The organism is Rhizobium sp. 57MFTsu3.2, assembly GCF_012932765.1.
Lineage (GTDB): Bacteria > Pseudomonadota > Alphaproteobacteria > Rhizobiales > Rhizobiaceae > Rhizobium > Rhizobium altiplani.
The window spans coordinates 326,757-344,335 of record NZ_JDWI01000002.1; the positions used below are offsets into that span (position 1 = coordinate 326,757).

At 61.0% G+C, this 17,579-nt stretch carries 20 protein-coding genes; 9 read left to right on the forward strand and 11 right to left on the reverse strand.

Going from position 1 to position 17,579, the window contains the following annotated elements; translation table 11 throughout:
* Nucleotides 1-16 precede the first annotated feature (16 nt).
* Nucleotides 17-2,032, reverse strand: coding sequence for a transcriptional regulator (locus AF71_RS04030; RefSeq protein ID WP_169680097.1), 2,016 nt, complete (start codon nt 2,030-2,032; stop codon nt 17-19).
* A 129-nt stretch (nt 2,033-2,161) separates the two neighbouring features.
* On the opposite strand from AF71_RS04030, the gene AF71_RS04035 reads away from it, so the two are divergent.
* A complete protein-coding gene (locus tag AF71_RS04035) occupies nt 2,162-3,004 on the forward strand; it encodes a methyltransferase domain-containing protein (protein ID WP_169680099.1) in 843 nt (280 codons plus the stop codon).
* A gap of 562 nt (nt 3,005-3,566) precedes the next feature.
* Here AF71_RS04035 and AF71_RS04040 read toward each other — a convergent pair.
* From AF71_RS04040 to AF71_RS04060, 5 genes are all read right to left on the reverse strand, one after another.
* Entirely contained in the window at nt 3,567-3,794 is a 228-nt protein-coding gene (locus tag AF71_RS04040) for a type II toxin-antitoxin system RelE/ParE family toxin (protein ID WP_246733571.1), read from the reverse strand.
* 122 nt (nt 3,795-3,916) lie between these two features.
* On the reverse strand, nt 3,917-4,072 hold the full coding sequence (locus AF71_RS32210; RefSeq protein ID WP_348644109.1) for a type II toxin-antitoxin system ParD family antitoxin: 156 nt from the start codon (nt 4,070-4,072) through the stop codon (nt 3,917-3,919).
* Nucleotides 4,073-4,226: 154 nt separating this feature from the next.
* Nucleotides 4,227-5,300 (reverse strand): alpha/beta hydrolase, encoded by a 1,074-nt coding sequence (locus AF71_RS04050; protein ID WP_169680101.1) that lies wholly within the window; start codon nt 5,298-5,300, stop codon nt 4,227-4,229.
* Nucleotides 5,301-5,442: 142 nt separating this feature from the next.
* Nucleotides 5,443-6,273 (reverse strand): endonuclease/exonuclease/phosphatase family protein, encoded by an 831-nt coding sequence (locus tag AF71_RS04055; protein WP_169680103.1) that lies wholly within the window; start codon nt 6,271-6,273, stop codon nt 5,443-5,445.
* Nucleotides 6,274-6,367: 94 nt separating this feature from the next.
* A complete protein-coding gene (locus tag AF71_RS04060; RefSeq protein WP_169680105.1) occupies nt 6,368-7,831 on the reverse strand; it encodes a phosphatidylserine/phosphatidylglycerophosphate/cardiolipin synthase family protein in 1,464 nt (487 codons plus the stop codon).
* Between the two features lie 246 nt (nt 7,832-8,077).
* On the opposite strand from AF71_RS04060, the gene AF71_RS04065 reads away from it, so the two are divergent.
* The 5 genes from AF71_RS04065 (at nt 8,078) to AF71_RS04085 (ending at nt 10,829) form a co-directional block, all read left to right on the forward strand.
* Nucleotides 8,078-8,329: a DUF2934 domain-containing protein gene (locus AF71_RS04065; RefSeq protein WP_169680107.1), complete on the forward strand. Its 252-nt coding sequence runs from the start codon at nt 8,078-8,080 to the stop codon at nt 8,327-8,329.
* 250 nt (nt 8,330-8,579) lie between these two features.
* A complete protein-coding gene (locus AF71_RS04070; RefSeq protein WP_018860250.1) occupies nt 8,580-8,753 on the forward strand; it encodes a hypothetical protein in 174 nt (57 codons plus the stop codon).
* A 112-nt stretch (nt 8,754-8,865) separates the two neighbouring features.
* Nucleotides 8,866-9,180 carry a plasmid stabilization protein gene (locus tag AF71_RS04075; RefSeq protein ID WP_169680109.1) on the forward strand — a complete coding sequence of 105 codons (315 nt, stop codon included), beginning with the start codon at nt 8,866-8,868 and terminating at the stop codon, nt 9,178-9,180.
* Between the two features lie 28 nt (nt 9,181-9,208).
* The gene (locus AF71_RS04080; RefSeq protein WP_169680111.1) at nt 9,209-9,940 is read left to right on the forward strand and encodes a glutathione S-transferase; all 732 of its coding nucleotides are present in this window, start codon (nt 9,209-9,211) and stop codon (nt 9,938-9,940) included.
* A 94-nt stretch (nt 9,941-10,034) separates the two neighbouring features.
* Entirely contained in the window at nt 10,035-10,829 is a 795-nt protein-coding gene (locus tag AF71_RS04085; protein WP_169680113.1) for an SDR family oxidoreductase, read from the forward strand.
* Between the two features lie 116 nt (nt 10,830-10,945).
* Here AF71_RS04085 and pcaF read toward each other — a convergent pair whose 3' ends face one another.
* From pcaF to AF71_RS04100, 3 genes are read right to left on the reverse strand one after another with little or no spacing between them, the layout of a single operon-like run.
* Entirely contained in the window at nt 10,946-12,151 is a 1,206-nt protein-coding gene (gene pcaF / locus AF71_RS04090; protein WP_169680115.1) for a 3-oxoadipyl-CoA thiolase, read from the reverse strand.
* A 12-nt stretch (nt 12,152-12,163) separates the two neighbouring features.
* Nucleotides 12,164-12,868, reverse strand: coding sequence for a CoA transferase subunit B (locus AF71_RS04095; protein ID WP_025658275.1), 705 nt, complete (start codon nt 12,866-12,868; stop codon nt 12,164-12,166).
* Entirely contained in the window at nt 12,865-13,572 is a 708-nt protein-coding gene (locus AF71_RS04100; protein ID WP_169680117.1) for a 3-oxoacid CoA-transferase subunit A, read from the reverse strand. Before AF71_RS04100 ends, AF71_RS04095 begins: the two co-directional genes overlap by 4 nt.
* Nucleotides 13,573-13,755: 183 nt before the next feature.
* On the opposite strand from AF71_RS04100, the gene AF71_RS04105 reads away from it, so the two are divergent.
* Nucleotides 13,756-14,511: an IclR family transcriptional regulator C-terminal domain-containing protein gene (locus tag AF71_RS04105; RefSeq protein WP_018856632.1), complete on the forward strand. Its 756-nt coding sequence runs from the start codon at nt 13,756-13,758 to the stop codon at nt 14,509-14,511.
* Here the strand turns inward: AF71_RS04105 and AF71_RS04110 are convergent.
* The gene (locus AF71_RS04110) at nt 14,508-15,395 is read right to left on the reverse strand and encodes a helix-turn-helix domain-containing protein (protein WP_062368444.1); all 888 of its coding nucleotides are present in this window, start codon (nt 15,393-15,395) and stop codon (nt 14,508-14,510) included. The two genes, AF71_RS04105 and AF71_RS04110, sit on opposite strands and share 4 nt — an antisense overlap.
* A gap of 113 nt (nt 15,396-15,508) precedes the next feature.
* Between AF71_RS04110 and pobA the strand changes: the two genes are divergently transcribed.
* A complete protein-coding gene (pobA, locus tag AF71_RS04115) occupies nt 15,509-16,681 on the forward strand; it encodes a 4-hydroxybenzoate 3-monooxygenase (RefSeq protein WP_169680119.1) in 1,173 nt (390 codons plus the stop codon).
* A 115-nt stretch (nt 16,682-16,796) separates the two neighbouring features.
* Here the strand turns inward: pobA and AF71_RS04120 are convergent, their stop codons facing one another.
* The gene (locus AF71_RS04120; RefSeq protein WP_025658270.1) at nt 16,797-17,225 is read right to left on the reverse strand and encodes a lipocalin-like domain-containing protein; all 429 of its coding nucleotides are present in this window, start codon (nt 17,223-17,225) and stop codon (nt 16,797-16,799) included.
* A 162-nt stretch (nt 17,226-17,387) separates the two neighbouring features.
* Here AF71_RS04120 and AF71_RS04125 point away from each other — a divergent pair.
* A partial coding sequence (locus tag AF71_RS04125; protein WP_169680121.1) for a helix-turn-helix domain-containing protein occupies nt 17,388-17,579 on the forward strand: 192 nt, incomplete at its 3' end.

Sequence of the window (17,579 nt, forward strand, 5' to 3'; positions counted from 1 at the left end):
GGGTTCCCGGGGCCGCTTACTCAAAGCCGAGGCGCTGGGCTGCCTGGCGGAACAGCGCCTGGTCAGTGGGCGGCAAGTGGAATGCCGAGATGAAATCGTTCAGCCGATAGGCGGGATACCGATCGTGTATCATGGCGAGGTAAGACTTCCCCTCACTCAGCCGTCCCGCGATCGACAGGCAAAGTGCGGCGATCGCCAGAATGTGAGCGTGAGCATTCGGACGGGCGGCGGCCTTGACGCCCCAGTCCGCGGCATCCTCGAAGCTTCCGAGGCGCACGAGAGCCAGGGCGCGGCTTGCAAGCATGCCGAAGAGCAGCGGGTCGAAAGGACTGAGCGCGCGGGAGTGATCGGCCGCCAGGATCGCGGCGCCCGGATCACCGGACTGGGATTGAACGAAAGCGAGGGAGTAATGCGCGATCGCGAAACTGGGGCTCAGTTCGACCGCCTGTTGCAGCTCGCTGACGGACTGATCGTGCAACGCTCTCAACCATAGCGCCCGGCCCATGGCGAGATGTGCCGTCGGGTCGCGATCATCGACCATCATGCTCTGGCTCGCTGCTCGATAGGCAAGCTCGGCCTCGGCGTCGCGGTCCGCCCAATGCTGGAAGGCACTCTGGAAATGGGTGAAGGAGAGCCCCGCATGCGCACGGGCAAACGTCGGGTCGAGGCTAATCGCCCTTTCGAAGAAGCGCTGGGCTTGCTCGTTGTCGCTCTTGGTGAAGCGATACATGTGCCAGAGCCCCCGGTGGTGGGCCTCCCAGGCGTCGAGAGAGTTCGGCGTCTTCAGGAGGGCACGATTGCTCTCGATCGTTTCGACTTCGCGCTCGATCGAGACGACGATCCTGCTGCCGATTTCCTCAAGGAGGAGAAACGTATCGGCCACACGGCGCTCGAAGACCTCCGTCCAGGCGATGCGCGCTGTTCTTGCCTCTGTCAACTCGACGCGAAGGATAATGCGGTCGCCGACGCGCTGAAACGATCCGTCGACAACGTAGTCGACGCCGAGCAGCCGTGCTGTCTCGTCAACCGTGTGGTGCCGGTCCCTCAGCGCAAACATCGTGCCCTGCGCGATTACATGGAAAGAGCGCAGCTTCGCGAGCCGTGTGATAATGTCGTATGCCAATGCATCGGACGGACCGCCGGGAACGGCCACGGCCGACAGCTCATTGAACGGCATGATCGCAATCGATGCGCGCCGCGGCTCCTTGAGCAAGCTTTCGGTTTCGGGTGGAGACGATGCAGCCACAGCGCTGGCGCTTGGGCGCTGCTGCCGGAAGGTTTCGTCTGTCTGGGTTCTGGCCGTCTGCCAGGCGTCGCGCAAGGATCGCTCGTTGATACCCTCGGCATCAAACAGCTTCGCGGTCGCTTCCAGATGCTCCTCGCCTTCTCGAAAACGACCCGCCTTGGCAAGGGACATCAATAGCAGTTCGTGCGGGCGAAGGTCGAAGGGCGCAAGCTGGATCCAGCGATCGAGATAGGTTTGTGCTTCTTCGGGCGGGAAACGCTGCACCATATGCTCGAGAAGGGCTGTATGAATGTCGCGCAGCCGACGACGTTGCGACAGCAGCCATGTTTCGAATGCCGGGCTACGCTCGACGCTCGATCCTTCGTGAAAGTCCCCGGCAAACAGGGCTGCCAGGGACCGCAACTGGCTGAGTGACTGCGTCTTGAATCCATGCTGATAAGCCGCAGCCGCCTCGATCGCATCGATAAAGCAGTCCGACAGATCCAGTCTGATGGTGTCGCCCTTCGTGATGACGCGTTGTTCTCCGATCAGCGTGCGAATCTTGCTCAAGCACCATCGCAACTCGCCGCGCGGATCGTCGGGGATATCCCACAACAGATCGCAAAGCTGTGCCCTGCCGCAGGGCCTCGGTGAAAGTGCAAGGTAGGCCAGAAGAGATCGCACCTTCCGGGAGCCGGGAAGCTTCAGATCGGCGCCCTCTCGCCGGATCGCCATCGGGCCGAGCAGTCGGATCTCGAGCGGGCCTCCGGGTTGATTTGCGTCCCCGCCGCCCGATTCCACGCTCATTCCCACGCCAGCTGCCACGCCGACCCCCACTATCCCTGTCTAAGCCAGAGACCGTGGCACGACACGTGCCCAACCACGGTTGCCATAGACGCACCATGAGGCTGATCAATCTGACCCAAGGAGAAAACAATGTCCACATCTGCGGCCGTCGCCAGTAATCCTCAGCCCGCCGTCGACTTCAGCGCGCTCAAGGCCAGGCAACAAAGTGCATGGTCCTCGGGCGACTACGCAATCGTTGGGACGACCTTGCAGATTGTCGGGGAAAGCCTCTGCGAAGCGCTCGATCTGCGCGCCGGTTCGAAGGTACTTGACGTTGCGGCCGGCAACGGCAACGGCGCGCTTGCCGCAGCCCGACGCTGGTGCGAGGTCACGGCAACCGATTACGTTCCGGCGTTGCTCGAACGTGGCCAGGAGCGCGCAAACGCCGATAGGCTGCCGATCGTCTTCCAGGAGGCCGATGCAGAACATCTGCCGTTTGCCGATCAGTCCTTCGACAATGTGCTGTCGATTTTCGGCGTGATGTTCACGCCCGACCAGGAGCGCGCTGCGTCCGAACTCATTCGGGTCTGCAAGCGCGGCGGCTCGGTTGGCCTTGCGAACTGGACCCCTGACGGTTTCATCGGGCAGATGTTCAAGACGATCGGCAAGCATGTGCCGCCTCCGTCAGGCGCTCGCTCGCCGGCGCTCTGGGGCTCGCGGGCACGGCTTGCCGAATTGTTCCCGAAAGCCGTCGGGTCGATCGCGGCAACGCCCAGGCAGTTCGTGTTCCGCTACAAGTCACCGGACCATTGGCTTGAGGTCTTCCGGACCTATTATGGTCCAGTGCTGAAAACATTCGCCGCCCTTGACCCGGCGGCGCGAGATACACTGACCGACGACCTTTTGGCGCTCATGGAACGCTTCAATCGCGCCGATGACGGCACGGTGGTCGTGCCAAGCGAATATTTGGAGGTCATCGTCACGAGGCTCTGAACACAGGCTTCCGACACCGGCCGGCCATGGGCTTCATATCCCGATGCTCGGCCGCCAGGTCGAGCGTGTTGTTTTCGAGCCAGGCGATGCCGCCCGCTTGGAGTTGGAACAACGCTCTGATCTTGGAAACGAAAGCCCGGCTGCTGGCAGACTGCCCCTGATTGGAGAGGAGACTCAACCAGGATTTCGCGCGTTTGAAATCGCGCCTGGGGGCAACATGACACCGTCTGAGTTTAGCGCGGCCGTGGTGGTCGCAAGAATGTCGGCAAGCGACATTCAGGAACTGCTTGGCATTGACGAACGAACCAGAAGCCAGCTTGCCTCTGGAGAGAAGCCTGTGCCTCGTTGTGTCGCCTTGTGTCTGTGGCTCATGGCTGCCTATGGCGTTTCCATTCTGGAGGCTCGTGTCCTTGCGGAGGATCCTGGCAGTTAAGAAACCCGCTCCGGCGGAGCTCAATGAGCCGATCTCTCGCTTTCGCCAACATGGATCAATGCTCGATGAGAATACCCTGCCAGTTCTGGCCGCCATAATAGAAGCCGAGAATGATGGCCTGCTCGTCTGTTACGGTGAACGCGATGTCACACGCCGCTCGAACCCAACCGTGCGAAGGCCGGGACGAATACCGTCATGCAACGCTCCGCGCTCGAAGGCGACATCGAAGCCGCGCACATAGGCGTCCAGGCGGTCGATATAGCCAAGCGCGATGTCGGAGGATGTCGCATCCGCAATCCACGCATAGAGCGACAGCAGATCGGCCGAGCTTCCGGTGATAACCGTGCGGCACTTCACGTCTGGTCTTTCACCCGCTCCGCATGACGGGCGCGCACGCTGGCGAACGCATCATCGACACTGACACCGCGCGCGGGATCGGCCTTCATCGCGTCGAAGCTCGGGGCTGCCTGATGCTGGAGTCAGCGCTCGACCGGCTCATCGCGTTCTTTCAGCGCAGGAATACCCTCGCGGACCACCTCGCTCGCCGAAGCACAATCACCCGCGCTCACCTTCGCGTCGATAGACGCTGCCTGATCGCTCGGCAGGCTGATGGTTCTTTTCTCGATGGTCGCCACGATACACCTCCAGCATCCATCACATCACGTGGTATGAAAGTTCATGCCATCGACCCAAGCGCACTTCCATAGGCCAAAACCGTAGAATTCTGCACACTCTGACGATCTGAAAGATGTGCTCTACCTCATCGACGTCTTGACGATGCCGTAAAGACTATGGCCGCGGTTTGTCGGCGAAATGCTTGATCGCGTATTCCGCAACACGCTGGTTCGACTGCCTTGCGTCATCGAGCCAGAACGGGAAGAGTTGCCACTGGTGGATCATGCCAGGCCAGATTTCGGTCTCGACGTCGACTCCGACCTTTCGGGCCTTTTCAGCCAGCCTTAGCGTATCGTCCAACAGTGCCTCGCCCGAACCGACCTGGACAAGCAATGGTGGAAACCCGGTCATGTCGCCATAGAGGGGCGACACCATCGGATCAGTGGGCGAGCGTGTTCCGAGATATGCCTTGCGCATGAGATCGAGCTGAGCGGCGTCGATCAGTGGATCGGTGCTGGCGTTGGCCGTCAGCGATGCGCCTGTTGCAGCCAGATCCGTAACGGGGCTCATCGCCACGACGGCCGCAGGCAACGGTCCCTTGACCCGCATCTGCCTGAGCGTGGCTTCGATCGCGAGGTTTCCGCCGACGGATTCGCCAACGACGACGACATTGCTGGCCTCATAGCCGGAACCAAGCAGCCACCGGTAGGCTGTCAACGCGTCGTCGATTTGTGCGGGATAGGGGTTATCAGGTGCAAGCCTGTAGTCGATGAGAAGCACGTCGGCGGACGCCGCCTTGGCCAGTGCGCCCGCTATGGCCCGGTGCGTGCGCAACGAACCGCCATAAAAGCCGCCGCCGTGGATATAGAGAATGGCGCGCTTGCCGATCGGATGATGGAGCCTTGCCGGCCAGATGAGCTGCGCGTCGACACCATCTGCATCGACAGGCCTGATTTGCACGCGCGTCGGCTCGGGGGTGGCTTCCATCATGTCTTCGAACGCGTTGCGTCGATCGCGCAGGCTGTCGGCCTTCGCATAATAGTGCTTCCATGTTTCGACGAGCTTGCGGACTTGGTCCTTCGAAACCTGCGTCTGGACCGGCGTATCCCCGGCGGGGGTGGGCGACACCGAGAAGGCGACGGCAAGGCTTGCGACCAGACATGTTTTGGTCAGTCCCGCTATTGAGCGCATGATCGCCGCGGACGCAAGCCCGCGCGATATGTCGACCCGCCGCCGCAAAATCTCCATCACAAGCACCGCGAAACCTCCGATTCAGGACATCTGTCGAGACAGGTGAAACCTGCCACGACCACGGGCCCTGTCAAGCTCGCCATGGTTTAGGAAGCGACCCTTTTCGGCGTGTGAAAGTAATGCCTCTGTCGTATGTCGGCTAGGCTTTGGCCGCGAGTTCTTCCACGCGCTTCAGATTGACCACGGCCTTTACCGGCAGGTGATCGGAGGCAATGCGGGCAAGCGGCGTGTCGTGCGCCTCGACCGCTGTCACGACGCCCTTGCGGTTTGCCATGATGCGATCAAGCGCGAGAACGGGAAGCCGTGCGGGAAAGCTCGGTACGGCCAGCGGCTGCGGGCCAAAGGCGGATTGGAACGTGTGCAGTGATGAACGGTCACCGAGCCGCCACTCGTTGAGATCGCCGAGCAGGATGGTCGGGACCTCACGCTTGTCGGCCATCAGTTCGACCAGCATCTTGGCCTGCTGTGCGCGCGAATGGCGAAGCAGGCCGAAATGGGCGGCGATGATGCGCAAGGCCCCGCCGCGTTCGAGATCGAGTTCGGCGACAAGCGCGCCGCGCGGCTCAAGCCCCGGGAGGTTGATCTGGTGCACGTCACGGACGAGGCCACGCTTGAAGAGCACGACATTGCCATGCCAGCCGTGAGCCTTGGCCATGCCGTTAACCGGCACCGGGATCAGTCCGGTCTCCCGTTCCAGCCGGCCGAGATCGAGAATGCCGGTACGCTCGCCAAACCGGGTGTCGGCTTCCTGAAGCGCAATCACATCGGCATCGATTTCGTGGATGACCCGGCTGGTGCGCTCTGGATCGAAACGACGATCATTGCCGACACATTTGTGAACGTTATAAGAGGCAATCAAAGTGCCGTCCGAGCGCGGCTTCTTCTCCGAATGTGCTGCATCCAGTCGCTTTTTTCGATTGCGGATCGATGCGAGGATGTTTGAGGGCAGACTGTCCTTTTTGGCATGCATCGGAGTTTGCTCACGCTCCGTTGGTCGAAGTGGTTTGATCCGGAGTATAGGCCGGCTATCGAAACTTGCCACGCCTTTAGGCCGAAGAAATCCGCTACAAATAAGGCGATCCGAGCCAAAGAACCTTCTCGAGCAGCCGGACAGCGAAAGGTCGCGCACGCAGCCCCTGCAACGTAACCGGCGACGCCGATTTGATGGCCTCGTCGATATGCTCGTCAATCTCGTTGGCAAAGCCTTCATTCAGCACTTCCAGGTCGACCTCGAAATTCAGCCGCAGCGATCTCGGATCGAGATTGGATGATCCGACATAGGACCAGACCCCGTCGATCGACAGCAGTTTGGAATGGCTGAAGGCGCCGCTGGAGCGCCAGATGCGGCAATAGCTGCTAAGGATCTGGTCGAACTGCGCTGTCATCGCCCGGTCGACCAGGACGAGGTTGTTGACGGACGGAACGACGATATCAACCTCGACGCCACGTCGTGCGGCCGTCGCCAATGCGCTGATCAGCTCTCGGTCCGGCAGGAAATAGGGCGACATGATGCGGATCGATTTGCGCGCAATGGAGAAGGCGCCCATCAGCATCTTGTGGTTCGTCTCGATGCTTCTGTCGGGCCCGGACGCCACGACGCGCATGAAGACGGGATCCCCCGGTTGGCGCTCGGGCATCGCGGTTCGCCATGCTTCCCCTTGCAGGATCTCGCCGGTCGTGAAGCGCCAGTCTTCGGCGGCAACGTTGAAGAGGTCGGCAACAACCGGCCCGGTAACACTGAAATGGGTGTCGCGCGCAAAGCCCTCCCCTGCTATTTCGCGGGTAAAGCCTGCCCGGATGTTCATGCCGCCGGTCAGCGCGACGCGGCCATCGACGATGAGGATCTTGCGGTGGGTGCGCAGGTTCGCATAGGGCAAACGCAACCCCATGATAACGTTGCCGTTGAAGACCGAGACTGTGACGCCGCCATCTGCAAGATATCCGAGTATGCTCGGCACCGAATAGCGCGCGCCGACCGCATCGATCAGCACGCGCACCTCGACGCCCCGCTTGACTGCAGCAATAAGGGAATTGCCGATCCTCAGCCCGATCGGGTCGCGGTCAAAGATGTAGGTCTCAAGCAGAACACTGCGGGCCGCACTGTCGATTGCCGCCTTCATTGCACCATAGCAGTCGTCGCCGGTCTCCAGCATGTCGATCGTGTTGCCGGTTGCGAGCGGAACGCGGGCCACGCGGTCGCCGAGTGTCTGGAGGGCAGCGAAACGCCGGCCAAAGCCGCTGATGACGATATCCGTGTCGGCGTCGAAGCTTTCGAGCTCATCGAGGTCCGCGTCGGGGATCAGCGCATCGCGCTGAAGGCTGAGCGAGGCGCGCCGGATACGATTGATACCGGCGATCGCATAGAGCACAGCACCGACGATCGGTGAGAGGATGATAACCCCGACCCAGCCGATTGCGGCGCGGACCTCTTCCTTTGTCATGGCCGCGTGGATCGCTGCCGCGGCGCCCATGGCGAGCGAAACAACGAATAGAATATGCGGCCAGTAGGTCGATATGAGATAAAACATTGCGTTGAACTATAAACACAAAGCTGCAGTGTTCAATTGCGCACTCATGGGCATGAAGCGTCCGGTTTTGCCGGCGCAAGATCTGTCGTCGGCAAGCACGAAGCACGCACCGCGCAGCAGCTGAATGCTGCAATGCGGGATTTATTTTTGCAGTGTGTCAAAAATTGCTTGAAACCGCACGATTACTCTGGAACTCTGAGGCCAGTATCGCGTTAGACCACGGGCCTCACTGACTGGAGATCGGCGATGACAGAAACTCGCGAAGAGTGGATCAGGAAGCGTGCCTATGCGCTTTGGGAAGAGGAAGGGCGTCCAACGGGACGAGATTTCACACATTGGGAACAGGCCCGTGCCGAGCGCCAAGCGCTCGAAGGGTCTGCTGCATCCCCGGATGGCAAGGAAGTGAAGACGCGCAAACGCACCGCCTCGGCTTCAAACGCAAACGGCGCAGTCAAGGTCGCCGCGCCAAGGAAAACGGCTAGCCGAAAATCGGCGTGATCGCTTTTTCCGCTGTGACGGCGGGCGCCAATGATGCCCTTCGTCACATGACTGCATTGCTTCTGCTCTATTGAGTCCCTGGGGGCACGAAAGGTGCGTCGAGGGAGAAGAACATACATGACTGCGCATGGCGCCGACCTCGCGGAAAAAATGCTGCGGCGACAATCGGCGATGGAACCAAAATCGAACTTGGAAGTTGATAGATTTGTCGTAGCGGATTGCCGCCTCCGCATCGCGCCTTGAGGGTAAAATGACCGCTCTTGTCATTGCCGCGTTAGCCTATCTGGCCCTCGCCCTGATCCTTGTCTATGCGATCGACAATCTCGTTGCACTGTTCTTTCCGGATGCGCATTCTGCCCTACCGCTGCATTTTCCCACCTTTGAGAAGATGATGGCGTTGTCGCGCAAATATTATCGCAAATAGGCGACCTCGTCGGCGCACTTTCCTCAGCTGCTGCTCCTTTGGGTTTACGAGAACGTTGGAACTTTTCGAGCGTCAGTTGGTTGCCCTTTTCTCTGTCAGAAAAGGTCCAGACATGCCAAGAGGCGACAAATCCGCTTACACGGACAAGCAGAAAAGAAAAGCCGAACATATCGAGGAAGGCTACGAAGACCGCGGCGTTTCCACCAAGGAGGCCGAACGGCGGGCCTGGGCGACTGTCAACAAGGAAAGCGGTGGCGGCAACAAGTCCGGCTCCGGTCGGGGCAAGCAAGATACCCACGAGGCATCGGAAAAGGGTGGGCGCAAGGGCGGCGCCGCCTCCGCAGCGCGTTCTGCGGCAGAGCGCTCGGCTTCGGCCGAGAAAGCAGCAGCGACGCGCAAACGCAACGCGCAGCGCGCGCATCACTGATCTCGAGCACGCCACCGGGAGGGACCTCATGGCATATGAACTGTACTATTGGGATGGCATTCAAGGCCGCGGCGAGTTTGTCCGCCTGGCGCTGGAAGAAGCCCAGGCGGATTATGTCGATGTCGCCAGGCAATCCGGGCCCGCGATGGGAACCGGAGCGATGCTGGACCTGATGAAGAGCAAGCGCGAGCCCCACATTCCCTTTGCACCGCCGTTTCTGAAGGACGGCGAGCTCATCGTCTCGCATGTCGCCAATATTCTCTCCTATCTTGGCCCAAAACTTGGCCTCGCGCCGGAAGATGAGAAACTGCGCTACGTCGCCAACGGGCTGCAACTGACCATCACGGACCTGGTGGCGGAGGTGCACGATACTCACCACCCGATTGCCACCTCCCTTTACTATGAGGATCAGAAGGAGGCGGCGAAAGCCCGCTCCGCCGCCTTTATCAGCGAGCGCATTCCAAAGTTCCTCGGCTACTTCGAGCAGGTGCTCCAACAAAACCCTCAGGGGCCGCACCATATCGTTGGCGATGCTCTGAGCTATGTCGACTTGTCGCTGTTTCAGGTCATCGAGGGCCTGCGATATGCCTTTCCAAAAGCGATGAAAGCCTATGCGGCCGACTATCCGGGGCTGATCGCGTTGCACGATGCCGTCGCCAGGCGCCCGAACATTACCGCCTACCTACAGTCGGACCGCCGGCTTGCCTTCAACGAGGACGGAATTTTTCGGCGCTATCCGGAGCTTGATCTCGCGCCATAGCGGATATGGCATTGCCCCGGATTGAGGGAGGCTGATAAGCTCCCTGCAACTTGCCCCAAACCGTCCCGTCACATTCCCGGAGGCTATCGCTGCCATGGCAAATCTTGCTCAATTGCTTGCATCCATCAAAATCCCGGACCTCGCCGGCAAGGCGGTGCTGATCACCGGCGCCTCGACCGGTATCGGGGCAGCGCTCGCCCGCGCCTTTGCCGCGCAGGACATGAAGGTTGGCATTCATTACAATGCGAGCCGGGAGCCCGCCGAAGCGCTTGCCGACGAAATCCGGGCAGCCGGCGCAACCGTGCACCTCGTTCACGGTGACGTGTCGAAAGAGGGCGAGACGGAACGTGTCGTCGAAGAGACGGCCAGAACCTTCGGGCATCTCGACGGGCTGGTAAACAATGCCGGCGGCATGCTCGGCCGCAAGCCAACCGCCGAATATACCGACGAGCACTACATGAAGGTCATGGATCTGAATGCCCGCTCGGTTCTCGCTGCAACGCGCGCTGCCCATCCATGGTTGAAGAAGCAGGGCGGCTTCATCATCAACACGACCTCGATCGCCGCCCGCAATGGTGGCGGCAATGGTGCCGTGCTCTATGCGGCATCGAAGGGCTTCGTCTCGACGATCACGCGCGGCCATGCCAAGGAGTTCGTTCCTGACCGCATTCGGGTCAACGCGGTGGCGCCGGGCGTCATCGGCACGCCGTTCCATGAGCGCTACACCAACGACGAACAGATGGAGCTCCAACGCAAGACGATTCCGATGGGTTTCGTCGGCACGCCGGAGGATTGCGTCGGCGCCTATCTCTTCCTGGCATCGCCGACGCTTTCCGGCTACGTCACCGGCCAGATCATCGAGGTCAATGGCGGCCAGCTGATGCCGTAAGCGTGGGCTTGCACAAAGAAAAACGGCGCGGACGATCTCCGCGCCGTCAGACTGCTGACAAACCCGTCGATATTTTCGCGGACGATCTCCGCGCCGTTTTCGTTCTGCGATGAAAATCAGACGCGCTCGAGCGCGATGGCAATCCCCTGCCCGACGCCGATGCACATGGTCGACAGCGAGTAGCGCCCACTGGCTTCCCGCAGTTCCATTGCAGCTGTCCCCGTGATGCGCGCGCCGGACATGCCGAGCGGATGGCCAAGCGCGATGGCGCCGCCGTTGCGGTTCACACGGCCGTCATCGTCGGCTATGCCGAGTTCGCGCAGAACCGCCAGACCCTGCGAGGCGAATGCCTCGTTGAGTTCGATGACGTCGAACTGATCCTGCGTCATGCCAAGCCGTGCCATCAGTTTGCGCGATGCCGGAACCGGGCCGATACCCATGATGCGCGGCGGCACGCCGGCAGCCGCTCCGCCCAGAATGCGGGCGATCGGTGTCAGTCCATACTTTCTGGCAGCAGATTCGCTGGCAATGATCAGGGCGGCAGCGCCGTCATTTACACCGGAGGCATTGCCTGCTGTCACTGTCCCGCCCTCTTTCTTGAAGGGTGTGGCAAGCTTGGCAAGCGCTTCCATTGTCGTCGCGCGCGGATGCTCATCCTTCTCCACGATGACAGGATCGCCCTTGCGCTGGGGGATGGTGACGGAGGTGATTTCCTTTGCCAGCCGGCCATTGGCCTGCGCGGCCGCGGCCCTGGCCTGGCTTCGAACCGCAAAGGCGTCCTGATCCTGGCGCGAGACCTTGTAGTCCTCGGCGACGTTCTCGCCGGTCTCCGGCATGGAATCGACGCCGTACTGCTTCTTCATCAGGGGATTGATGAAACGCCAGCCGATCGTCGTGTCGTAGATCTCGGCCTGGCGGGAGAATGCCGTTTCCGCTTTCGGCATGACGAAGGGCGCGCGCGACATGCTTTCAACGCCGCCTGCAATCATCAGTTCGGCTTCGCCTGCCCTGATGGCGCGCGCAGCCGCGATGATGGCGTCCATGCCAGAACCACAGAGACGATTGATGGTCGTACCTGGCACCGAGACCGGCAGGCCCGCCAGCAGCGAGGACATGCGAGCGACATTGCGGTTGTCTTCGCCGGCCTGGTTGGCGCAACCGAAGATCACATCGTCAACCGCTTCCCAGTCGACATTGCCGTTGCGTTCAATCAGCGCCTTCAACGGCACGGCGCCGAGATCGTCAGCGCGAACCGCTGACAGCGAACCGCCGAAGCGCCCGATCGGGGTGCGGATATAGTCACAGATATAGGCTTCGGTCATCAGGCTTCTCCCTTAGAGTTCCGGGACGACGAGATCGGCAACCGGACCGTCGATGTAGAGGGGCGCGCCGGTCATCGCCTGCAATTCCTCGACCGTCATGGCGGCAAGCTTCTCGCGCAACACAAAACGGCCTTCCACAATGTCGATCACGGCATGGCTCGTATAGACGCGGGTGATGCAACCGACCCCGGTCAGCGGGAAGGTACATTTGTCGACAAGCTTCGGCTCGCCGTTCTTGGTGACGTGCTCGGTAATGACGCAGACCTGCTTGGCGCCGTGCACGAGATCCATGGCGCCACCGACCGCCGGCACGCCCTTGGCGCCGACCCTCCAGTTGGCGAGGTCACCATTCTGCGCCACCTGGTAGGCACCGAGGATCGCGACGTCGAGATGACCGCCGCGAACCATGGCGAAACTGTCGGCATGGTGGAAGAAGGCCGAGCCGGGCTTCAACGTCACCGGCCGCTTGCCGGCATTGATGAGATCCCAGTCCTCCTCTCCGGCGGGCGGTGCCTCGCCGAAATCGAGGATGCCGTTTTCCGTATGGAAAATCGCCTGGCGGCCTGGCGGCTGATAGCGTGCCACCATTTCCGGAAAGCCGATGCCGAGGTTCACATAGGCACCGTCGGCAATGTCCTGGGCTGCGCGCCATGCGATGCTGGCATTGGAAAGCTTGATGTCTTCGCGGGTGTTGATGATGCTGATATCGACGGTCATTGATAGACCACTCCGGCTCGAACGAGCTCTTCTTCCTGGGCGGGATTGGCGACCTCGACGACACGGTCGACGAAGATGCCGGGGGTGACGACATGCTCGGGGTCGATGCCGCCGGCGGGAACGATGCTGGAAACCTGGACGATGGTCTTGCCCGCCGCCATGCACATCAGCGGATTGAAGTTGCGCGCCGCCTTGTTGTAGGTGAGGTTTCCGTGGGTGTCGCCAACATGGGCCTTGACGATGGCGAAATCCGCCTTCAACCAGCGCTCCTGCACATAATGCCGGCCGTCGAATTCAGCGATGACCTTGCCCTCGGCAAGTTCGGTGCCGTAACCCGTCGGCGTGTAGAAGGCCGGGATGCCGGCGCCGCCAGCGCGGATGCGCTCGGCAAGCGTTCCCTGAGGCACCAGCTCCAGCTCGATCTCTCCCGCAAGATACCTGTCCGTGAAGGCGCGCGGGTCGGACGAGCGCGGAAAGGAGCAGATCATCTTCCTCACCATGCCGGCGTCGATCATCGCGGCAATCCCAATGCGGCCGTTGCCGGCATTGTTGTTGATCACCGTGAGGTTCCTCGGCCCCTTGTCAATCAGGGCGTGGATCAGCTCGATAGGTGCGCCCGACCCGCCGAAGCCGCCGATCATGACGGTCGCTCCGTCTCCGATTTCGGAGATGGCCTCAGCCGTGCTCCCGATAGTCTTGTCCATGCTGGATCACTCCTTGCCGGCGAGATGCTCCTCTGCGCCCTTCACCGATGGATAAAACGCGGAGGCAGGGCGGGCAAGGCATTTTGTGCGGTATTTGACATTTGTTCGTATATCGCACAAAACAATGCGGCTACAGTCGTCTGACCGGGATCCAGCAACAAGCCCGCGAGCAAAGGAGGAACCATGCGAGAAACTGATTTTGTCAGCGGCTTTGCCAGAGGACTGAAGGTCATCGAGGCGTTCGAGGAGACCCGCCAGCGGCTTTCGATCGCCGACGCCGCGAAGCTGACCGGTCTCGACCGCGCCACGGTGCGCAGGTCGCTGCTGACGCTGGCCGAACTCGGCTATGCCGAATATGACGGCAAGTTTTTCGCCCTGACGCCCAAGATTCTGCGGCTCGGGCACTCCTATCTCTCGGCAACGCCCCTGCCCGTCCTCATCCAGCCGCATCTCGATCAATTGTCGGAAAAAGCCGGGCAGAGCGCATCCGCCTCCGTGCTCGATGGCACGGAGATCGTCTATATCGCCCGCGCTTCGCAGCGGCGTGTCATGTCGATCAACCTGACGCCGGGCAGCCGCCTTCCCGCCTTCTGTGCCTCCATGGGTCGCGTCCTGCTGTCAGCACTGCCGGAGGCCGAGGCCAGGGCAGTCCTCGCCCGCACCGACCTCAAGCAAAATACGCCAAACACCAAGACCGACGTCGAGGAACTGATGGCGGAGTTTCGGCGTGTGCGCGATCAGGGTTACGCCGTGATCGACCAGGAACTGGAAATCGGCCTCTGCTCCATTGCAGTTCCGGTCGAGAACGATCGCGGGCAGACAGTGGCGGCAATCAATATCGGCGCGCCTGCAGCCCATGCGCCAGCCGCGGAAATGCCGGCTCGCTACCTGCCGCTCCTTCGAGAGACACAGAAGGCGCTCAGCCTCGTGCTGCGCTAGACACCAAGCTTCGCACGCTCCGCCATGCGCCATGATCGAGGCGTCTGGCCAGCCTGTTTGAGGAAGAAGCGCGAGAAATAGGCGGGGTCCGAAAACCCGAGCCGGTAGGCGATCTCCTGGACGCTGCCAAAGGTGAAGACCAACTCGCGTTTTGCCTCATCGAGGAGCTTTCGGGCAATCAACTCATGCGCACCGTAACCGCTCGTGGCGCGCACGATCCGGTTCAGGTGGGTCGGCGAGATGCCGAGCGCCCTGGCATAGAAAGCTGCCGGCTGGTGCGATTTGAAATGCCGCTGGATCAGGCCGTGCAGCAGCTCCATGCGACGTTCATTCTCGTCGGCAGCCGCCTCGTCGTCCTGTCGTTCAGAGGAGAGGCGCGCAGTCAGCAACAATGCCGACGTCAGGTAAGACTCCAGCAGGTCGTTGCGCCCGCTTTTGCGCTGCGCGAATTCGCGTCCGAGCCGCTGCAGGCAGGCAGCCACGTAGCGCGCCTCCTCATCGTCCATGTCGAGCCTCGTCAGATGCGGCGATGCCATCCACTCGCCGAGCCGGCTGCGGTCACCGGGGATTGCCTTCAGATGCGAGCTCAACACCGTGATGACGAAGCCGTCGATGTCCCTGGAGAAACGAAAACCGTGATCGAGGCCGGGGGGAACGGTAATGACTGACTGACCTTCGATCGGGTGCCAGGCGCCTGAGAACATTGCCTCGCCGGAGCCGCTATCGATGTACAATATCTGAAAGAAACTGTCGTGGCGATGTGGCCGGATCTCGAAATGATGCAGGCTGCTGCGGGCGGGAATTGTTTCGCAGTGCAGCCAAAACTCCGGCTTTTTCCCGGTATTCTCGCCGTAGAGCTCGTAGGTCGGCACAATCCTTACCATTCCTGCCTCCATCACCCGATGTTCGCTTTGTGCAATTTCATGATGGATTTGTCCATTGTTGATGGCGCCTTGCCCGGTCAAGATTTGACAAAAGACAAGTGCGGGAGGACACCATGCGCACCAAGGTAGCCATCATTGGCTCCGGCCCTTCAGGGCTTTTGCTTGGCCAGTTGCTGACGGAAGCCGGCATCGACAACGTCATCCTGGACCGCGTTGGCAAGGATTATATCCTTGGCCGCGTACGTGCCGGCGTGCTGGAGGAAGGAACCGTTGGACTTATCGATGAGGCAAAGGCTGGCGCGCGCATGCATGCCGAAGGTCTTTCGCATGACGGCTTTTCCCTTGCCTTCGACGGGCGCGACCATCGCATCGACCTGTTCGGTCTGACCGGCGGCAAGCGCGTCATGATCTACGGGCAAACGGAAGTCACCCGCGACCTGATGGAGCGACGCGAAGCCAGCGGCGCGCTGACGATCTATGAGGCAGCGAATGTCAAGCCGCACGATTTCGATGGAGCGGCCCCTTACGTCACCTACGAAAAGGATGGTGCCACGCGCCGCATCGACTGTGATTTCATCGCCGGCTGCGACGGTTTCCATGGCGCCAGCCGCAAGGCGGTTCCCGAAAGGTCGCTGCGCACATTCGAGAAGATCTACCCCTTTGGATGGCTTGGAATTCTGGCCGAGGTCGCTCCCGTCAACCATGAGCTGATCTATGCCAACCACCCGCGGGGATTTGCGCTCTGTTCCATGCGCTCGGAGCATCGCAGCCGCTACTACATCCAGTGTCCACTCGATGAAAAGGTCGAGGATTGGAGCGATGACCGCTTCTTTGACGAACTTCGCCGCCGCCTGCCTGCGCATCATGCCGATGCACTTGTGACTGCGCCTTCCTTCGAGAAATCGATCGCACCGCTTCGCTCCTTCGTTGCCGAGCCGATGCGCTTTGGCCGCATGTTCCTTGTCGGCGACGCCGCCCATATTGTTCCGCCGACCGGTGCGAAAGGCCTCAATCTCGCCGCGAGCGACGTGCATTATCTGTTCTCGGGCCTGATCGAACACTACCAGGATCGTTCGAACGCAGGCATCGACACCTATTCCCAAAAGGCACTCGCCCGCGTTTGGAAGGCGGTCCGTTTCTCCTGGTGGATGACAACGATGATGCACCGGTTCCCCGATACCGGTGATTTCGACCAAAAGATTCAGGAAGCCGAACTCGACTATCTGACGCATTCACGCGCAGCTTCGACCGCGCTTGCGGAAAACTACGTCGGCCTTCCCTACTAAATTAGTTTCCCTTCCGCCATCCACGGAAGGGTGCACGGGGAGCGGCGGTGGTTCATGCGTCCCACCGCTGCTCGCCCGTCGATCGGCACCTTGTCGGCTGGCAGGCTTGCTGGCGTCAGACCTTGCGGAACTCGAGTTCGTAGACAACTTCCTCGCCGTTCTTTGGATCGACCCCAGGGGCGCCGCTGATGACAAGCCTGTTGCCGTCGATGGAGAACGGCCGGATCAGGTCGCTGACGCCCCAGGCCGGATTCCAGCTCGCATCGACATGGTGCACCACGCGTCCATTCTCGAAGGTATAGGTTCCGGCATAGGCGAGCATGGAATCGAACAGCGCGACCTTTTCGGCGTCGGTCGGGACTTCGCCTTTCAGCGCCGGCCGTTCGCGGCTGACGACCACAGCCATTACCCGGCCATCCGGATGATAGGAAAGATATCCGACAGGGTCGGGTCCCATCGCATTCGTAACCACCCCGGTCGCAACAGCACGGCGCGTCCAGGATACCATTCTCCATGTTCCATGTAATGCGGCTGCACTTCCCATAGTGTGGCTCCCACGCGCAGTTGCATGAGCTGGACGATACCACGCAGGCCATATCCGCAACAGGGTCGCTAGAGCGGATCATTGCTTATCGGAATCGGTGCGGGATTCCCAAATCAGCAGATTTGTGATTCATCATGGATGCTGGAATGGAGGCCAGCATCCATGACGCGACCCTATTCGAATGATCTTCGCGAGCGAGTCGTCGCAGCGGTTGTGGACGGTCAGAGCTGCCGGGTGGTGGCGGAGCGGTTCGACATAGCTGTCTCATCCGTGGTGAAGTGGTCGCAGCGTTATCGGGCCACCGGCAGTGTGTCACCCGGCAAGATGGGCGGCCATCGCCGACGTGTGCTGGAG